The following is a 16,572-nucleotide window of genomic DNA, read 5'->3' on the forward strand; positions in this document are numbered from 1 at the left end:
GGCGGTCCCGCCTCGATCCTCACGAGGCGGATATGGATACCGGCGGCAGCAGAAACACATTGGCCTTCGACGTGACGCACCGGCTGGTGCTGTCGATCGCCATTCCGATGACGCTCGGCTTCATGACGACGCCGCTGCTCGGCATCACCAATACGGCCGTCGTCGGCCATATGGGCGATCCGGAAGCGCTGGCGGGGCTTGCGATCGGCGCCATGCTGTTCGACCTCATCATGGGCAGTTTCAACTTCCTGCGGGCGTCCACGACCGGATTGACGGCACAGGCGCTCGGGCGGCACGACCAGCATGAGCAGCAGGCGGTGTTCTGGCGGGCGATCGTCTCGGCGCTCGGCTCCGGTCTGGCGCTGCTCATCCTCTCGCCGCTGCTGATCCTCGTCGGGCTGAAACTGATGGGGGCGGAGGGGCGGATTGCCGAGGCGACCGGCACCTATTTCTCGATCCGCATTCTTGCCGCACCGGCAGCGCTCGCCAATTACGCGCTGCTCGGCTTCGTGCTCGGCCGCGGCCAGGGCCGCACGGGGCTCATGCTGCAGGCGCTGATCAACGGCATCAACATCCTGCTCTCCATCTATCTCGGCCTGCGGCTCGACTGGGGTGTGTCGGGTGTCGCCTGGGGCACGATGGCGGGCGAGACGGCCGGTGCGCTTGCCGGTCTCTTCGTCGTGCTGCGCAGCTTCGATGCGGCACACCGGCCAAGCCGGACCGAAATCTTCTCGCGCGCGAAACTCGCCGAACTCTTCGCGCTCAACCGCGACATCCTGATCCGCACCTTCGTGCTGATCGGCTCGTTTGCGATCATGACCCGCATCGGCACCAGCTTCGGCGCCATCACGCTTGCGGCCAACGCGGTGCTGATGAACTTCTTCCTGCTGTCGGGCTATTATCTCGACGGGCTTGCCAATGCCGCCGAGCAGATCACCGGCCGGGCGATCGGCGCGCAATACCGGCCGGCCTTCGACCGTGGGCTGAAGCTCACGACGCTGTGGTCCTTCGGGCTGGCGGCGATCATCTCCGCCTTCTTCTATTTCGCCGGCCCAGCCCTCATTGCCGGACTGACCAGCTCTCCGGAGGTGCAGGCGGCGGCCGAGACCTATCTGCCCTGGGCGGCGGTGACGGGGCTGACCGGCGCGCTCGCCTTCCTGATGGACGGCGTCTTCATCGGCGCGACATGGTCGGCCGACATGCGCAACCGCATGCTGATGTCCTTTGCCGGCTATCTGGCGATGCTCGCCGTCTTCGTGCCGCTCTTCGGCAATCACGGCCTGTGGCTGGCGATGAACGCCTTCCTCCTGTTTCGCGGCTTCTTCCTGGCGGTACTCATCAGGCCGCGGGCGGCTCAGACCTTCCGCGCCGCCCAGTAATCGACCCTGCTATCCCTGAGATCGCGGATCGAGGCGGCCTTCTCGCGGTCGAGCAGTTTCGACAGGCCACGCACGATCGCGCCGGGCAGGCCCGGGCCTTCATAGATCATGCAGGAATAGAGCTGCACGAGATCGGCCCCTGCCCTCACCTTTTCCAGCGCCGTTTCGGCCGAGGAAACGCCGCCGACGCCGATGATCGGCAGGCTCGGGCCGACGCGCTTGCGCATCTTGGCAAGCACGACCGTCGATTTCTCGAAGAGCGGCGCGCCGGAAAGGCCGCCGGCCTCCTTCGCCTGGACCTGATCCTTGAGGCCGTCGCGCGACAGCGTGGTGTTGGAGACGATCAGGCCGTCCAGCGCATGGGAGAGCGCCTCGGCGGCAATATCGTCCATGCCCTCTTCGGTAAGGTCGGGGGCGATCTTCAGGAAGACCGGGATCTTTCTGCCGGCCCTTTCCGCTTCCTCGTCGCGCGCCGTCAATACGGCCGACAGAAGGGCGGCGAGGCTTTCGCGCGCCTGCAGGTCGCGCAGGCCGGGCGTGTTGGGCGAGGAAATATTGGCGGTGAAGTAACGGGCGACGGAATAGAAGCGGCGGATGCCGGTAACGTAATCGGCGATCCGGTCCTCGCTGTCCTTGTTGGCGCCGATATTGACGCCGACGATGCCGGCGCGGCCGATCCGCGAGAGGCGGCGGAAGGCCGCTTCATGGCCCTCGTTGTTGAAACCGAGCCGGTTGATGACCGCATCATCCTCCACGAGGCGGAAGATGCGCGGGCGCGGATTGCCGGGCTGCGGCTTCGGCGTGACGGTGCCGATCTCGGTGAAGCCGAAACCGAGCTTCAACAGCGCTTCCGGCACCTCGGCATTCTTGTCGTAACCGGCCGCCATGCCGAGCGGATTGGCAAAATCGAGGCCGGCAACGGTCTGGCGCAGGCGCGGGTCCGGCGCAATGCGGCAGGCGGGCACGACGCCCGATTTCAGCGCGGCGATCGACATGCCGTGCGCGGTTTCGGGATCGAAGAGAAAGAGGCCGCGGCGGGCGATGCGCTTGAAAGGGTCGATCACGGGGCAAGCTCCGGGAAGATGTGATGGCCGGCTTCGTCGAGCGGCAGGGCCGCCTCCCAGAGCACGGCCGAAAGCGGCAGGTCGGCATAAAGATGCGGGAAGAGCGCGCCGCCGCGCGAGGGTTCGAAGAGCAGCCTGTCGCCGAAACTCCTGCCGTCCACGGCGACGAGGATAAGGCCCGTCTGGCCGGCGAAATGCAGGGCTGCGGTCTGTTTCACCTGATCGGCCGTCGAGAAATGGATGAAGCCGTCCTTGATATCGATGCCGGCGCCATGAAAAACGCCGGTTTGTCTGGCTTGCTGCCAGAGCGCCTCCGGCACGATCTTGTAAAGGGTCGGTGTCGCGGTCATGATGATCCCGTTTGCTGGCCTTGCTTGAGGAGGGCTTTGCCCCAAAGAGACGGCGATGTCCACGCCCGAGGGCGCAAAAACGGACAGGCCAGCGCTTTGCGGAGGATGAGACGATGAAGGCATTTGCAATCCTGCTTGCCGCCGGCCTTCTGCCGCTTGCGGCATTGGCGGCGGAGCCCGACGCGGCGCGCTTCCAGATCGAACGCAGCGGCGACCATTTCGTGCGCCTCGACCGGCAGACCGGCGCCATGTCGCTCTGCTCCGAAAAGGACGGCGCCCTGGTCTGCCGCATGGGCGCCGACGAACGCGCCGCTTACGAGGACGAACTCGACCGGCTGGCCGACCGGGTCAGCGCGCTGGAGAAGAGCATGGCGGCCCGCCCCGCCTTGCCGACGGAGGCGGAAGTCGACCGCTCGATCGGCATCATGGAGCGGATGATGCGCAGTTTCATGGGTATAGTGCGGGAATTCCGGGCAGAGGACGAGGCCAATCCTCTTCCGCAGCGCAGTTGATCTGGTTATATTCATATAAGGGGAGGGTCATGTTCGTGCGGGGGAGCCGGACAGGGCCGATCGGGTCGAGCTCTTGGGAGGGAGTTTTCGATGCAACAAACCATTATCATTGCTGACGACCACCCGCTTTTCCGCGACGCGCTGCGGCAGGCGGTGCTTGGCATGGAAGGCCGGCAGGCCATCGTCGAGGCGGGGGATTTTGCCGCGGCACGGACGGCGGCATCGCAACATCCGGACGCGGACCTGATGCTGCTCGACCTCGCCATGCCGGGCGTCAGCGGCTTTTCCGGCCTGATGGCGTTGCGCTCGGAATTCGCCAGCCTGCCGATCGTCATCATCTCGGCGAGCGACGACGCGGCAACGATCCGCCGGGCGCTGGAACTCGGCGCCTCGGGCTTCATCTCGAAATCGTCCGATATCGACGATATTCGCCGCGGCATCCAGACGGTGCTGGCAGGCGACATCGCCACGCCGGAGAGCTATCGCCACGGGCAGGAACAGGATCCCGACGTCGCCGACCTCATCCACCGGCTGCACACGCTGACGCCGCAGCAGAGCCGGGTGCTGACCATGCTTGGCGAAGGGCTGCTCAACAAGCAGATCGCCTACGAACTCGGCGTTTCCGAAGCGACGATCAAGGCGCATGTCTCGGCGATCCTCCTCAAGCTCAATGTCGACAGCCGCACGCAGGCGGTGATCCAGCTCGGCAAGATCAATATGGCGATGGTCGCCTGAACCCGCGCGGCGAGACAGGATTTTATTCCTCATTGCCGCTTTACTCGGGCACGGGCCTCGGTTAATCTGCCGGCGATAAAAAGCGGCCGGATGGACCGCGGGACCGGACGCATATGCTGTCACACGACCAGATCTGGGGAGCGATCGACAGGCTTGCCGAGCGGCATGACCTGACGCCGTCGGGTCTTGCGCGGCGGGCCGGGCTCGATCCGACCTCCTTCAACAAATCCAAGCGGCTCTCGGCGGACGGGCGCCTGCGCTGGCCCTCGACGGAATCCATCGCCAAGGTGCTGGAGGCAACGGGGGCGAGCATGGAGCAGTTCCTCGGCTTCATGCGGCCGGCGACCAGCCTGCCGGACAGTTTTTTTTCCGCGCCGGGCAGTTCCATCCCGCTTCTCGGCTTCGCACAGGCAGGTGCCGGCGGCTTTTTCGACGACGGCGGTTTTCCGGCCGGCCAGGGCTGGGACGTGGTGGAATTTCCGGCCGCCCCCTCGCGCAAGGCCGGCGTCTACGCGCTCGAGGTACAGGGCGAGAGCATGATGCCGCTCTATCGCGACGGCGACGTGCTGATCGTCGAGCCCGGCGCACAGGTGCGCCGCAACGACCGCGTCGTCGTCAAGACGCGCGAGGGCGAAGTCATGGCCAAGGTGCTCTTGCGCCAGAGCCCGCGTTCCATCGAACTGTTGTCGCTCAATCCCGAACATCCCAACCGCACGATCGAGCTTTCCGACGTCGAATGGATAGCCCGCATCATCTGGGCCAGCCAATAGGAAAATAATCATGCGCCCTGCAGCCTTGATCACAGGTATCGCGGGGATGGCGGTGGTGGTCGGCCTGCTTCTGGCGGGACGGGCGCAGCTCGAAGGCGGCGAAGGCCCGCCATCCGGCGCCGATACCGGCGGCATGACCGCAACACGGCCCGATACGGATGCCGATACGGCCAAACCGCCGGTATCGCTGACGGACGAGGAGGCGGCGCTGATTGCCCGGGCAACGGAAGCGGCGCCGGCCGAGCCGGCCGCAGCCCAGGCCGGAGACGGCGCGACGCCTGCCGGCGGCAATGCGCCGGCGGAGGAGACGGCGCAAGATGCTGCCGCGCCGGGCGGGACGCCGCCTGCCGCATCCGAGGGAAAGGACAGCGTGGAACTCTTGCGGCCGACGGTGGAAAGCGCCGGCATTCTCTCCTTCGGCAAAAGACGGCTGCAGATTGCCGATGTCGTCGAGACGCCGGTGGACAGGAGCTGCGGCTCCGAAGGCCGGCGATGGCCCTGCGGCATGATGGCGAAGACGGCGCTGCGGCTCTACCTGCGCAACCGCACGATCGATTGCGACCTGCCTTCCGACGCATGGGAGGATATGGCGGTAGCCGCCTGCCGGCTGGGGCAGCAGGATATCGGCGCCTGGCTGGTGGAGAACGGCTGGGCGGAGGCGCAGCCGGGTTCGCCGCTTGCTGGCGCCGGCGAGAAGGCAAGAGAGGCGAAAGCGGGCATTCACGGCGAGGACCCGCGCCGCAGGCCGGCGGCAGCGCCCCGGCCGCAGCCGGACGATCCCCCTCAGGACGGTCCCTTGTAATGAACCTCGCCAGTTCCCCAAGCGTGCCGCGATCTCTGAGATTCGCTCGTCCACGCTTCAGGATTTTGTCCGACGCATGTCGTTATCGCAAAACCGCTGCACACTTTTGCGCGACATGCTTTAATCTCCGCCCATCGAAGAAGGAATCAAACATGAACAAGCCGCTTTCTGCCCATGACGCGCTGATCTATGTGATGGTGATGGCTTCCGCCGTCGACAGCACCATGAACGATCGGGAGATGGAAAGGATGGGCCAGTTGATCGGCTTCCTGCCGGTGTTCCGCGATTTCGACGACGACAACCTGATTTCCATCGCCCGTGACTGCGCCTCGCTGCTGGCCGGCCCGGAAGGGCTGGATGTGGTGCTGGAAACCGTTCGCGACACGCTGCCTGCCCGTCTCTACGACACGGCCTATGCGCTGGCGGTCGAAGTCGCCTCGGCCGACCTTTCCGTCAAGGCCGAAGAACTGCGGCTGCTCAGCCTGCTGCGCGACCGTCTCGGCCTCGACAAGCTGACCTGCGCCGCCATCGAGCGCAGCGCGATCGCCCGCTTCCGCAAGGGCTGAGATCCAATCGGGTTCAATAAAGCCCGTACGGGAAATAACGCAGGTAGATTTCCTGCAGGCGGCCGTTGCGCGAGAGCGTTGCGAGCGCATGGTCGATGGCGGCCGTCAGCACGCTGTCGTTCTGGCGCAGCATGATCGTCATGCCCTCGCCCAAAAAATGCTCGGACATATAGGGACCGTCGAACAGGGCACAGCATTTGTCGGATGCCGGCGAGGCGACCCAGAAGGAAAGCTGCAGCGCATCGGCGAAGGCGGCATCGACCTTGCGTTCCTTCAGCGCCGTCAGCAGCGCTTGCTTGTTGTCGAAGGGCTCGGCCTTGAGGGCGGGGAAGAAGGCGGCCAGCATCGCCTCATGCACCGTGCCCTTGACGACGCCGACGGAATGGCCGGCAAGGCCGGCGGCCGTCGTCCCGGTGATGGCGGCAGCCGTGTTGCGGACGAAGCGGGCCGGCAGCATCAGATAGGGGCGGGAGAACAGGAACTCGCGGCGCAGCTCGGGCGTGACGGCAAGGCCGGCAATGACGGCATCGCCCTGCGAGCCGGCGAGCGCCTTCTGCAGGTCGGCAAAGGGCAGCGCCTGGATCTCGCACTTGTCGGCGATCTCCAGCTCGGAGCAGATTTCGCGAGCGAGATCGACGTTGAAGCCGGAGAGCTTGCCGTTCTGGTCGGTGAAATTGAAGGGCGGAAAATCCACCGAGGTCAGGAAGCGCAGGCGCACGAGCGAGGAGAGATCGGGCTTTGCCAGGCGCTCGCGGGAATCGAAGAGCAGCGGCACGGAGGGGCCCGCCTGCTGGGCGCAAACGGACAGGGCCGACAGCAGGATCATCGACAGCAGGCAGAGGATGAGAATCCCTCCGGAAGCCGGAAACGCCGGTTTAGATCGCACCATAATGACCTGCCTAGAGATTGCACGCGGGCTTGCCGCCCGGCCGAGATGTAACAGAATCGTCTTCGGCGGGGAATATGGCCGGTGCGTCCTCCAGGCCGCAAGAGCGCCGGAGAGGCCGTCGCGCTTTCGCAGCCTGCGCGGGACACGGGGGGCGGTCCGCCCCCTGAAACTAACAGGAATCGCACGCCCCGTTAGCGCGGAATTAAGCAATATCCCATCTTATCTGTGGCGACGACATCGACCCTCCGGCCGACCGCATGACGCGCATGTCGAACCTCTTAGGGTATCCCACCAGCGCAATACCGAAGAATCTTTCTGCCACAAATGATTTCCAAAGCACCGGGTACGCAACACGCCCGGCCAATCGGGTGACTTTTCCATGCTGAAACATCTGAAGATCCGTACAAAGATCATCTCTGTCGTCGCCCTTCTCGGGGTGATCGCGATGGGCGGGCTGGTCTATATCATCTCCGAATTCCGCGGTGCGGACGCCGCCTACAGCGCCTTCATCGACCATGAGGCCGTCGCCGCCATGCAGGGTTCGCGCGCCAGCGCCTCGGTCGTCTCCTCGGTGCTGCAGGCAAGCATGCTCGCCAATATCAAGCCGGATACGCCGGCCTTCGCAACGGCGGTTTCCACGCCGAGCAAACTGCCGCAGGCCCGCGACCGGCTGAAACAGGCGCTTGACCTGGTGCCGAGCCGCAAGGCCGCGATCGACGAAATCCTGGCAGGTATCGACGAACTCGAAAGCCTTGCCGCCAAGGCGGTCGAACAGGCAAAGGCCAAGGACAGCGCCGGCCTGCAGCAGACGATCACGCAGATGAATGCCAAGCTGAACGTGCTGACGCCGAAGATGACGGCCAATAACGACGCGATGATGAGCATGCTGAACGATGGCGGCGACGCGCTCTCGGCCACCGTCAACGGTCGTATCGACCTCTGCTTCGCCCTGATCGGCCTTGCCGTCGTCGGCGCCATCGGGCTCAGCGTCGTCATCTCGCAGATCGGCATCACCACGCCGATGGCAAAATTGCGCGACCGCATGACCGCACTCGCCGAAGGCGATACGGACGGCGAAATCGCCGGGCTCGACCGCCGCGACGAAGTGGGCAAGATGGCGGAAGCCGTCGCGGTCTTCCGCGACAACGCGATCGAGCGCATCCAGCTCGAGGCCCGCGCCGAAGCCGACCGCAGCCTCAGCGACAGCGAGCGCCGCGAACGCGAGGCCCAGAAGGCTGAGGAAGCCGCCGAGCTGGAACGCGCCGTCAGCGCGCTCGGCGACGGCCTGCGCCGGCTTGCCGCCGGCGACCTCGTCTCGCATATCGACACACCTTTCGTCGCCCATCTCGATGCGCTGCGCCAGGACTTCAACAACTCGGTCGAGAAGCTCAACGAGACCATGAACACGGTCGGCGCCAATGCGCGGGCCATCAGCGCCGGCGCCAACGAGATCCGCTCGTCCGCCGACGAGCTTTCCAAGCGCACCGAGCAGCAGGCGGCCTCCGTCGAAGAAACGGCAGCCGCCCTCGAAGAGATCACCACGACGGTGAAGGACGCGGCAAAACGCGCCGAAGAGGCAAGCCATCTCGTCGCCCGCACCCGTCTTGGCGCGGAGCGGTCCGGCGAGATCGTCCGCAAGGCGGTTTCGGCCATGCAGCAGATCGAGCAGTCCTCGGTCGAGATCGGCAACATTATCGGCGTCATCGACGATATCGCCTTCCAGACCAACCTTCTGGCACTCAATGCCGGCGTGGAGGCCGCACGTGCCGGTGAGGCCGGCAAGGGCTTTGCCGTCGTCGCCCAGGAAGTGCGCGAACTGGCCCAGCGCTCGGCCAACGCCGCCAAGGAGATCAAGGCGCTGATCACCACGTCGGGCACGCATGTGCAGACCGGCGTCTCGCTGGTCGACGAGACCGGAAAGGCGCTCGACGCGATCGTCCACGAGGTGCAGGAAATCAACCAGCACGTCCACGCGATCGCCGAAGCCGCGCGCGAACAGTCGACCGGCCTGCAGGAGATCAATACCGCCGTCAACACGATGGACCAGGGCACGCAGCAGAACGCGGCCATGGTCGAGGAATCGACCGCCGCAAGCCACAGCCTTGCCACGGAAGCCTCGGCGCTCAACAACCTGCTCGGCCAGTTCCGCCTGACGGGCACCGGCGGTTTCGTGGCGGCCGCGCCTGTCACGACGGCACCGGCACCGGCAGCGCCCCGCGCCGCCGTACGGCCAGCCGCGAGAGCCCCGGTCCGCATTGCCGAAAGCACGGCCCGCCCGAAGGCTTCGCCGGCCCGCGCGCTCGGCCAGAAGCTCGCCAGCGCCTTCGGGGTGAGCAACAACGCCGCCCCGTCCGCCCCGCAGGAGGCGGACTGGACGGAATTCTGAGCGAAAGACATGTTTGCGTGAAAATGGGCGGCTTCGCAGCCCATTTTCGTTCCGGGCCTTTCAGGCCGGTGGCCGCCAGCCGATCTCGACAAGAACATTGCCGGGCGCGGTGCAATAGAACAGCCAGCCGCCGCGGATGGCGGCCGGCGGTCCCGAGACGTCGGCGCCATCTGCCGCCAGACGGCCGTGAAGCCGGTCGACCTGCGCCCTTTCGGCGAGAATGAAGCCGATATGATAAGTCTGCCGCTGCAGCTCGACCTGATCGGCACCGCCGAATTTCGGCAAGGGGCGGCTCAGCACGATCTCCGTTCCCTGCTCGTCCCGGAGGATCGCCCGGCCGATCCTTTCGTTCATCTCCTGCAATTCCAGAGCGAAGTAACGCAGGAAAAAATCGGCCGTCGCGGCGATATCGGGCACGTGGAAATCAAGATGGTTCAAACGCATTGATCTCTCCTTTGAGAATAAAATCCCGGAGGAGTGCGTCTTCTAACGCTCCGCATGCCGCCGGGACCCCGCATTCGCATGCGGGCCACGTCGCGGGTTCTCGTGTGAAACACGGAGCAGAGCTTCCATGGCGGAAGGGACCGGGCTTACCTCATCCGGTCCTGCCTTTTTCGACAGCTCCGCTGTAGCAGATTGCGCAACGAGCGGCAATCGGCTCAATCGAGCGGCTTCACAACAGCGGCGACAAGGGCGAGCAGGGCAAAGGCGCCGCCACAGCCGCAGACGGCAAGCCAGCCGCCATAGCTCCAGGCCGGGCCGGCAATGGCGGAGCCGAGCGCTCCGCCCAGGAAGAAGACGCCGACGAAGAGGCCGTTCAGCCGGCCGCGCGCTTCCGGTCGCAGCAGGTTGATCGCCCGGCGGCCGAGCGTCTGATCGCCGGTCACGCCGACATCGAGCATGACGGCGGCGACACCGAGAAGAACGAGCGACGGCCAGAAACCGTCCGACATTGCCGTGCCGGCATAGGCGGCCAGCGCCATGGCGGCGATCATGACCAGATCGGCGATGACGGTCGCGCGGCGGCTGAGACCGCGATCGCCGAGCCGGCCGAAATAGGAGGTGGAGACCGCGCCGCCGGCGCCGACAAGGGCAAAGAGGCCGATCTGCGCCTGGTCGAGGCCGAAGGGCGGCAGCGTGAGGCGCAGCGCCACCACCGTCCAGAACAGGCTGAAGCAGCCCATGGCCATGGCGGCGCTGAAGGCGCGGCTGCACAGGACCGGTTCGTCGCGAAGCAGATGCCAGAGCGAGGCGATGAGGGCGCCGTAACCCGCGGCGGCTTCAGGCCGGCGCTCGGGAAGGCGCACGGCCAGCACGGCCGCCAGCGCCGCCATGGCAACGCCGCTTGCGACATAGAAGCTCCGCCAGCCCCAGCCGTCGGCGATCATGCTGGCAACCGGCCGCGACAGGAGAATGCCGACCATCAGGCCGCTCATGACATTGCCGATGACCCTACCGCGATGTTCGGGCGCCGACATGGATGCGGCGACCGGCACGAGGATCTGGATGGCCGAACAGGCCGCCCCCAGCAGGAACAGGAAAACCAGAAGCAGCCAGCCGCTGGGTGCGGCTGCCGCGGCAAAGGCCGCCGCCACCGCCGCGCCGAGCAGACGCAGCACGAGGCGCCGGTTTTCGACGAGGTCGCCGAGCGGCACGAGGAAAAAGAGACCGGCCGCATAACCGAGCAGCGTCACCATGGCGACGAGGCTGGCGCCGGCATCCGAAAAGCCGAGAGAGGGACCGATGACGCCGATCAGCGTCTGCGGTGCAAAGAGATTGACGATGATGACGCCCGTGGACAGGGCAAAAAGCAGGATCAGCGACGGGCTGATGCCGGCAGCGGGCGCGGCCCGCTCCAGCTCGGCAAGGTCCGCTTCCTCTGCAAGGTTCGATTCCAAAGACATGGGTTCTCCAATAAATTATGGCATATCGAGGAGCCCATTTATATTTTCATCGCATAATGCTACAATTGAATTGAACTGATATTCTTTATGCGGATTTTGCATGAACATTCATGACCTCGAAGCCTTCGTCGCCGTCGTCGAAACGGGATCGATCGTGGCGGCATCGGCGCAGATCAACCTGACGCAGCCCGGCATCACCCGCCGCATCCAGAACCTGGAGGACAGCCTCGGCACGATCCTGCTCGACCGGCAGTCGAAGCCGCTGAAACCCACGGCCGCAGGCCGCGAGGCCTATGAGCACGGGCGCCGGGTGCTGCGCTCGCTCGACGATCTCAAGGCCGGCGTTTCGCCCGGCGGCGCGGTCCGCGGCGAGTTTCGCCTCGGCATCATGCCCTATCTTTCCGAAGCGGCGCTGGCCGTACCTCTCGACCGGCTGCGCAGCCGGTTTCCGGAACTGACGCTGCGCATCGTTTCGGGATGGTCGCTGCATCTGATGGAACAGGTGGCGCGCAGCGGGCTCGATGCCGTCGCCGTCTGCCTTGCTGACGGCGTCAACCCGCCGGATGACCTGGTTGCGGAAAATATCGGCTCGCATTCCGTCCTGCTCGTCGCCTCCCCTTCGCTCGGCGTTCCGAAGGCGGCGAAGCTGGAGGAACTTTCCCGCTTTGCCTTCGTGATGAACGAAACCGGCTGCGGCTTCCGCGCCTATATCCGCCACCGTTTCGAGAGTGCCCGCCTGCCCTTCCAGGTCGCGGTGGAGGCTCTCAGCGCCGATCTCAGGCTCTCGCTCGTGGCGCGCGGGCTCGGCATCGGCATCGTCACGCCGGCAGCGCTCGCCGGCAGCCCGTGGCGGCATCAGGTGGACGTGATCGACTCGGTCGATTTCCAGCCGAAGGTGAACGCCTGGGTTCTCCACCGCCCGCCGGCCGGGCGTCTGGCGCAACCGATCGCAACCTTTACCGAGGCGCTTCTCGAAGGGTTGAACGGACCGGCGCCGTTTCTGTCGTGAGCTTTCGGCGATTTGCGGTACAATGACACCGTGCTGCGGAAGGAAAGGCTCCCGACATGAAACTGATCGCACTTGGCCTCATCGGCGCGCTGGCGCTTGCCGGCTGCACGACTGTCGACTACACCGGCCCCGGCCTCGAACCCATTCCCGGCAGCATCACCTATAACGGCCAGCCGCGCACCAAACTGACGAAATCACCCGTCGGCTCCACCTTCCCGCATGATTTCATCGATCAGTACGGGCGGCAGGTGGAGGAGACCTACATCATCCGCCCGGACCGAAGCCTCGCGATCGCCCACCGGCAATACCGGCCGATCAATATTTTCGGGGATGATTGAGAGACACCGGGCATCGCCAGTTCAGCCAAAGCGAGAAACATATCGCGCGTCCCGTTTGAAAATACCGAGTGCTATTTCTTCGACGATATATTGGCCCTCGCGTATTGACCTCGCTGTGGCTCACGAACGGCTGATATGTTGAGATCCTTTCTTAGGATCGCGCATAGTTCGATGGCGGCAACGTTTTCTGGATTCAGCAACGTATGCAGCTCGGCTCTGCTTATCTTCCCGACAGGCCACGCTCACGCGTGGAATGGATAGCGCTTCGGAAGGGGTATCATTATGAGCGAACTCGATGCATCCTCGCGGATAATGATCGGCCGTATCGATGGCGGAGACGAACGGGACACTTCCCCACGCCGATTTTAAACTATCGTATACTTATAATATAGCCTATATTCCGTTTGGAAACCAAATTCCTCTGGAGGCATAATTTCCAGAGTTTGGCAAAACATGGTTTTTCTCTATCTCCGACGCTTTTATCTCCTTTATAGATGAAACATTTTCCATCATTGTTGATAATGTTTTGCTTTCTCTGACCACCTTCCAAGCATCCTCTTTGTCAACTGCACTTATCCCGCAGCCCAATCGAAATAACATTCCTGTCGATCCTTTTTTAAATTCTATCCAAAATAGTTTCATTATTATCCTATTGCCCTGGTACAAAACGAGGCGGAGAACCGGGCTCAAAGCGGAGAGAGGGTCCGATATAAGGGTTACGGGTGCCTGGAACTATCCCAGTTTTGGGATCAAGACCTGGCAGCCTTCCATCCATACCCTTGTAATACTCTAAACTGCTGGGCGTCGTGACATAGTCTATGTCGCTTTTTGTTCTTGGACCTTTACCGTAAGGCAAATTTTCCGCAGGTGATCGTCCCGCTCCTTTTGCCGCCGAACCTACAACGTCTATAGGCCTTCCGGATTCATCAACAACCTTCTGAATGTCTTTCACTTCTTGTGCCGCCAGGTCACCAATCCGGTATTTCCGAGGATGAGGTGCGAGGGATCATTCGCAGGTAAGTTGACAGGTCCGCAGCAACGCGGGCGATCATCAGTCAAATCAATGCCAGTGTAAAACTGCCTGTAAAACCGGCCGAAAATCCGCCGACAAATCTTCCTCCAACCCCTTGAAAAGGTGAATGGAGCGGGTGAAGGGAATCGAACCCTCGTATTCAGCTTGGGAAGCTGCTGCTCTACCATTGAGCTACACCCGCCTGATGCGCGAGATTTCCAACAGATGGCCGCCGCTGTCAAGCCGCGGCATTGACGCATTTCAGATGCGGAAATGTTTCGACAGCTTCAGGCCCTGGGCCTGATAGTTGGAGCCGAGGCCGGAGCCGTAGAGGCTTTCGGGCTGTTCCTGCATGTGCTCGTAGATCAGGCGGCCGACGATCTGGCCGTCTTCGAGGATGAAGGGGACTTCGTGGCTGCGCACTTCGAGCACCGCGCGACTGCCGCGCCCGCCGGCCGGCGCGTGGCCGAAGCCGGGGTCGAAGAAGCCGGCATAGTGGACGCGGAATTCGCCGACGAGCGGGTCGAAGGGGGTCATTTCCGCCGCGTAATGCGGGGGGACGTGCACGGCCTCGCGCGAGACGAGGATGTAGAACTCGTCCGGGTCGAGGATCAGTTCGTTGCGGCCGCGGCTGTAGAGCGGTTCCCAGAAATCGTAGATATCGTGCTGGGCCTTCTTGTCGACGTCGACGACGGCGGTGTGGTGCTTGCCGCGATAGCCGATCAGGCCGTCCTTGTCGCCCGTCAGGTCGATGGACAGCGCAATGCCGCCGCCGGAAATATTGGGTTGCTTTGAGGCGACCAGCGTTTCCGTTTCGTGCAGCTTCAAAAGCTCCGGCTCGCCGAGCACCGACTGGCCGACGCGGAAACGGATCTGCGACAGGCGCGAGCCGCGGCGCACGACGATCGGGAAGGTGCGCGGGCTGATTTCGAGATAGAGCGGGCCGCAATAACCGGCCGGGATCTTGTCGAATTCCTGCGCGTAATCGGTGATGACGCGGGTGAAGATATCGAGGCGGCCGGTCGAGCTTTTCGGATTGGCCGAGGCCGACATGTCGGCCGGCAGGTCGAGATGTTCCATCAGCGGCACGATATAGACGCAGCCGGTTTCCAGCACCGCGCCTTCGCTCAAGTCGATGACGTGCAGGCTCAGCCGGTCGAGCTTGTCGGAGACGAGATGGGAGGGACCGGGCATGAAGCTCGCGCGCACGCGGAAAGCCTTGGCGCCCAGCCGCAGGTCCAGGCTTGCGGGCTGGATCTGGTCGCGGTCGAGCTCGCGCTCGCTTTTCAGACGCCCCGTTTCAAACAGCGCCGCAATCGCGCGGTCGGCCAGAATTCCAGTTTCGCGAGCCATCATGCTCCATCCATAATCTGGTGCCGACAAAACCAAAGTCGGGGAATTGACGCAAGCACAGAACGGCAGTATTGCAAATTTATCCCGTGGTGATTTGGCCGGTCGGCTTGCAGCCACGTTAAACAAGTGGCTAAAAGGACCGGGTATGAAACCGGTCTGCTTTTGCGGCCGGTTTTTTTGTTGTTTGAAAGTGGTGATGGCATGAGCAAGACCTGGCGCCCGGCAACCCAACTCGTCCATGGCGGTACGCTGCGCTCGCAGTATGGCGAGACGTCCGAGGCAATCTATCTCACGCAGGGCTTCGTCTACGATACGTCGGAAGCCGCCGAAGCGCGCTTCAAGGGCGAGACGGACGGTTTCATCTACGCCCGCTACGGCAGCCCCACCAACGACATGTTCGAAAAGCGCATGTGCGCGCTGGAAGGCGCCGAAGACGCCCGCGCCACCGCTTCCGGCATGGCCGCCGTCACCGCCGCCATCCTCTGCCAGCTGAAGGCCGGCGACCATATCGTTGCGGCGCGCGCCCTCTTCGGCTCCTGCCGCTGGGTGGTCGAGACGCTGGCGCCGAAATACGGCATCGACTGCACGCTGGTGGACGGCCGCTATCTCGAAAACTGGGAAAAGGCGATTACGCCGAAGACCAAGGTGTTCTTCCTGGAAAGCCCGACCAACCCGACGCTGGAAGTGGTCGATATTGCCGGCGTCGCCTGGCTTGCCAACCAGATCGGCGCCAAGGTCGTCGTCGACAACGTGTTTGCCACCCCCCTCTTCCAGAAGCCGCTGGAACTCGGCGCCCATATCGTCGTCTATTCCGCCACCAAGCATATTGACGGCCAGGGCCGCTGCCTCGGCGGCGTCGTGCTTTCCGACAAGGAATGGATCGACGAGAACCTGCACGACTATTTCCGCCATACCGGCCCGGCCATGTCGCCCTTCAACGCCTGGACGCTCCTGAAGGGCATCGAGACGCTGCCGCTGCGCGTCGCCCAGCAGACGCGCAACGCCGCCAAGATCGCCGATTTCCTGGCCGACCAGGGCAAGGTCGCCAGGGTCATCTATCCCGGCCGCAAGGACCATCCGCAGGCCGACATCATCGCCAAGCAGATGTCGGGCGGCTCCACGCTCGTCTGTTTCGAGCTGAAGGGCGGCAAGGAAGCGGCATTTGCGCTGCAGAACGCGCTGGAGATCGTCAAGATTTCCAACAATCTCGGCGATTCCAAGAGCCTGATCACGCATCCGGCGACGACCACGCACAAGAACCTGACGGACGAGGCCCGCGCCGAACTCGGCATCTCGCCGGGCACCGTGCGCCTGTCGGCCGGCATCGAAGACACGGACGACCTGATCGAGGATTTCGCCCGCGCGCTGTCGAAGGTTTCGGCCTGATCTGCAGGCTACGGCCGCGGAAGTCGCCGCGGCCGTAGCATTTGCCTTGAAATTAACACTGAGAGTTAGGCTTAATGAACGAAAGGCGGTCCAACCGGGGGTGGAGGGGCTGCGATC

17 protein-coding genes, 1 tRNA gene and 1 riboswitch are annotated in these 16,572 nt (G+C 63.9%); of the genes, 10 read left to right on the forward strand and 8 right to left on the reverse strand.

Annotated features, from left to right (window positions below):
• The first annotated feature begins 32 nt into the window (after positions 1 to 32).
• Positions 33 to 1,379: an MATE family efflux transporter gene (locus ACU8HS_RS06560; protein ID WP_447015633.1), complete on the forward strand. Its 1,347-nt coding sequence runs from the start codon at positions 33 to 35 to the stop codon at positions 1,377 to 1,379.
• Here the strand turns inward: ACU8HS_RS06560 and ACU8HS_RS06565 are convergent.
• Together ACU8HS_RS06565 and ACU8HS_RS06570 are read right to left on the reverse strand one after the other, a co-directional pair.
• Positions 1,355 to 2,443 carry a quinone-dependent dihydroorotate dehydrogenase gene (locus tag ACU8HS_RS06565; protein WP_112753830.1) on the reverse strand — a complete coding sequence of 363 codons (1,089 nt, stop codon included), beginning with the start codon at positions 2,441 to 2,443 and terminating at the stop codon, positions 1,355 to 1,357. The genes ACU8HS_RS06560 and ACU8HS_RS06565 overlap by 25 nt on opposite strands.
• Entirely contained in the window at positions 2,440 to 2,793 is a 354-nt protein-coding gene (locus tag ACU8HS_RS06570) for a DUF952 domain-containing protein (protein WP_447015634.1), read from the reverse strand. The genes ACU8HS_RS06565 and ACU8HS_RS06570 overlap by 4 nt, the downstream gene beginning before the upstream one ends.
• Before the next feature lie 113 nt (positions 2,794 to 2,906).
• Between ACU8HS_RS06570 and ACU8HS_RS06575 the strand changes: the two genes are divergently transcribed.
• The 5 genes from ACU8HS_RS06575 (at position 2,907) to ACU8HS_RS06595 (ending at position 6,178) form a co-directional block, all read left to right on the forward strand.
• Positions 2,907 to 3,305 carry a hypothetical protein gene (locus tag ACU8HS_RS06575; RefSeq protein WP_447015635.1) on the forward strand — a complete coding sequence of 133 codons (399 nt, stop codon included), beginning with the start codon at positions 2,907 to 2,909 and terminating at the stop codon, positions 3,303 to 3,305.
• Positions 3,306 to 3,395: 90 nt separating this feature from the next.
• Positions 3,396 to 4,040, forward strand: a complete 645-nt coding sequence (locus tag ACU8HS_RS06580) for a response regulator (RefSeq protein ID WP_112567091.1) — start codon at positions 3,396 to 3,398, stop codon at positions 4,038 to 4,040.
• A gap of 113 nt (positions 4,041 to 4,153) precedes the next feature.
• A complete protein-coding gene (locus ACU8HS_RS06585) occupies positions 4,154 to 4,810 on the forward strand; it encodes a S24 family peptidase (RefSeq protein ID WP_112704527.1) in 657 nt (218 codons plus the stop codon).
• Positions 4,811 to 4,820: 10 nt separating this feature from the next.
• Positions 4,821 to 5,612, forward strand: a complete 792-nt coding sequence (locus ACU8HS_RS06590) for a thermonuclease family protein (protein ID WP_113413045.1) — start codon at positions 4,821 to 4,823, stop codon at positions 5,610 to 5,612.
• A gap of 152 nt (positions 5,613 to 5,764) precedes the next feature.
• Positions 5,765 to 6,178 (forward strand): tellurite resistance TerB family protein, encoded by a 414-nt coding sequence (locus ACU8HS_RS06595; protein ID WP_112567100.1) that lies wholly within the window; start codon positions 5,765 to 5,767, stop codon positions 6,176 to 6,178.
• Positions 6,179 to 6,191: 13 nt separating this feature from the next.
• On the opposite strand, the gene ACU8HS_RS06600 is transcribed toward ACU8HS_RS06595, so the two are convergent.
• A complete protein-coding gene (locus ACU8HS_RS06600) occupies positions 6,192 to 7,004 on the reverse strand; it encodes a transporter substrate-binding domain-containing protein (RefSeq protein WP_447015886.1) in 813 nt (270 codons plus the stop codon).
• A gap of 442 nt (positions 7,005 to 7,446) precedes the next feature.
• Between ACU8HS_RS06600 and ACU8HS_RS06605 the strand changes: the two genes are divergently transcribed.
• A complete protein-coding gene (locus ACU8HS_RS06605; RefSeq protein WP_447015636.1) occupies positions 7,447 to 9,453 on the forward strand; it encodes a methyl-accepting chemotaxis protein in 2,007 nt (668 codons plus the stop codon).
• 60 nt (positions 9,454 to 9,513) lie between these two features.
• Here ACU8HS_RS06605 and ACU8HS_RS06610 read toward each other — a convergent pair whose 3' ends face one another.
• Both ACU8HS_RS06610 and ACU8HS_RS06615 read right to left on the reverse strand, forming a co-directional pair.
• Positions 9,514 to 9,897 carry a VOC family protein gene (locus tag ACU8HS_RS06610; RefSeq protein WP_112704523.1) on the reverse strand — a complete coding sequence of 128 codons (384 nt, stop codon included), beginning with the start codon at positions 9,895 to 9,897 and terminating at the stop codon, positions 9,514 to 9,516.
• Positions 9,898 to 10,112: 215 nt separating this feature from the next.
• Positions 10,113 to 11,357 (reverse strand): MFS transporter, encoded by a 1,245-nt coding sequence (locus ACU8HS_RS06615; RefSeq protein WP_447015637.1) that lies wholly within the window; start codon positions 11,355 to 11,357, stop codon positions 10,113 to 10,115.
• A gap of 100 nt (positions 11,358 to 11,457) precedes the next feature.
• On the opposite strand from ACU8HS_RS06615, the gene ACU8HS_RS06620 reads away from it, so the two are divergent.
• Together ACU8HS_RS06620 and ACU8HS_RS06625 are read left to right on the forward strand one after the other, a co-directional pair.
• Positions 11,458 to 12,366, forward strand: a complete 909-nt coding sequence (locus tag ACU8HS_RS06620; protein WP_112754667.1) for a LysR family transcriptional regulator — start codon at positions 11,458 to 11,460, stop codon at positions 12,364 to 12,366.
• A gap of 56 nt (positions 12,367 to 12,422) precedes the next feature.
• The gene (locus ACU8HS_RS06625) at positions 12,423 to 12,704 is read left to right on the forward strand and encodes a hypothetical protein (protein ID WP_112567118.1); all 282 of its coding nucleotides are present in this window, start codon (positions 12,423 to 12,425) and stop codon (positions 12,702 to 12,704) included.
• Between the two features lie 393 nt (positions 12,705 to 13,097).
• Here ACU8HS_RS06625 and ACU8HS_RS06630 read toward each other — a convergent pair whose 3' ends face one another.
• The 3 genes from ACU8HS_RS06630 to ACU8HS_RS06640 form a co-directional block, all read right to left on the reverse strand.
• On the reverse strand, positions 13,098 to 13,346 hold the full coding sequence (locus ACU8HS_RS06630; protein WP_377313487.1) for a hypothetical protein: 249 nt from the start codon (positions 13,344 to 13,346) through the stop codon (positions 13,098 to 13,100).
• Between the two features lie 498 nt (positions 13,347 to 13,844).
• Positions 13,845 to 13,918: transfer RNA gene (locus ACU8HS_RS06635), tRNA-Gly, on the reverse strand.
• Positions 13,919 to 13,977: 59 nt separating this feature from the next.
• On the reverse strand, positions 13,978 to 15,072 hold the full coding sequence (locus tag ACU8HS_RS06640) for a 2'-deoxycytidine 5'-triphosphate deaminase (protein ID WP_162702873.1): 1,095 nt from the start codon (positions 15,070 to 15,072) through the stop codon (positions 13,978 to 13,980).
• 73 nt (positions 15,073 to 15,145) lie between these two features.
• Positions 15,146 to 15,224: riboswitch (SAM riboswitch) on the forward strand.
• A gap of 46 nt (positions 15,225 to 15,270) precedes the next feature.
• On the opposite strand from ACU8HS_RS06640, the gene ACU8HS_RS06645 reads away from it, so the two are divergent.
• Positions 15,271 to 16,455: an O-succinylhomoserine sulfhydrylase gene (locus ACU8HS_RS06645; RefSeq protein ID WP_447015638.1), complete on the forward strand. Its 1,185-nt coding sequence runs from the start codon at positions 15,271 to 15,273 to the stop codon at positions 16,453 to 16,455.
• Positions 16,456 to 16,572 lie beyond the last annotated feature (117 nt).

It is taken from the genome of Rhizobium sp. KDH_Rht_773_N (assembly GCF_052946295.1).

What these genes read in the sequence shown, in the direction of transcription:
- ACU8HS_RS06570 (WP_447015634.1), bottom strand. Translation starts at nt 2,793, where the DNA reads ATGACCGCGACACCGACCCTTTACAAGATCGTGCCGGAGGCGCTCTGG.
- ACU8HS_RS06600 (WP_447015886.1), bottom strand. Translation starts at nt 7,004, where the DNA reads ATGATCCTGCTGTCGGCCCTGTCCGTTTGCGCCCAGCAGGCGGGCCCC.
- ACU8HS_RS06580 (WP_112567091.1), top strand. Translation starts at nt 3,396, where the DNA reads ATGCAACAAACCATTATCATTGCTGACGACCACCCGCTTTTCCGCGAC.
- ACU8HS_RS06640 (WP_162702873.1), bottom strand. Translation starts at nt 15,072, where the DNA reads ATGATGGCTCGCGAAACTGGAATTCTGGCCGACCGCGCGATTGCGGCG.
- ACU8HS_RS06605 (WP_447015636.1), top strand. Translation starts at nt 7,447, where the DNA reads ATGCTGAAACATCTGAAGATCCGTACAAAGATCATCTCTGTCGTCGCC.
- ACU8HS_RS06610 (WP_112704523.1), bottom strand. Translation starts at nt 9,897, where the DNA reads ATGCGTTTGAACCATCTTGATTTCCACGTGCCCGATATCGCCGCGACG.
- ACU8HS_RS06595 (WP_112567100.1), top strand. Translation starts at nt 5,765, where the DNA reads ATGAACAAGCCGCTTTCTGCCCATGACGCGCTGATCTATGTGATGGTG.
- ACU8HS_RS06620 (WP_112754667.1), top strand. Translation starts at nt 11,458, where the DNA reads ATGAACATTCATGACCTCGAAGCCTTCGTCGCCGTCGTCGAAACGGGA.
- ACU8HS_RS06575 (WP_447015635.1), top strand. Translation starts at nt 2,907, where the DNA reads ATGAAGGCATTTGCAATCCTGCTTGCCGCCGGCCTTCTGCCGCTTGCG.
- ACU8HS_RS06625 (WP_112567118.1), top strand. Translation starts at nt 12,423, where the DNA reads ATGAAACTGATCGCACTTGGCCTCATCGGCGCGCTGGCGCTTGCCGGC.
- ACU8HS_RS06645 (WP_447015638.1), top strand. Translation starts at nt 15,271, where the DNA reads ATGAGCAAGACCTGGCGCCCGGCAACCCAACTCGTCCATGGCGGTACG.
- ACU8HS_RS06615 (WP_447015637.1), bottom strand. Translation starts at nt 11,357, where the DNA reads ATGTCTTTGGAATCGAACCTTGCAGAGGAAGCGGACCTTGCCGAGCTG.
- ACU8HS_RS06630 (WP_377313487.1), bottom strand. Translation starts at nt 13,346, where the DNA reads ATGAAACTATTTTGGATAGAATTTAAAAAAGGATCGACAGGAATGTTA.
- ACU8HS_RS06560 (WP_447015633.1), top strand. Translation starts at nt 33, where the DNA reads ATGGATACCGGCGGCAGCAGAAACACATTGGCCTTCGACGTGACGCAC.
- ACU8HS_RS06585 (WP_112704527.1), top strand. Translation starts at nt 4,154, where the DNA reads ATGCTGTCACACGACCAGATCTGGGGAGCGATCGACAGGCTTGCCGAG.
- ACU8HS_RS06590 (WP_113413045.1), top strand. Translation starts at nt 4,821, where the DNA reads ATGCGCCCTGCAGCCTTGATCACAGGTATCGCGGGGATGGCGGTGGTG.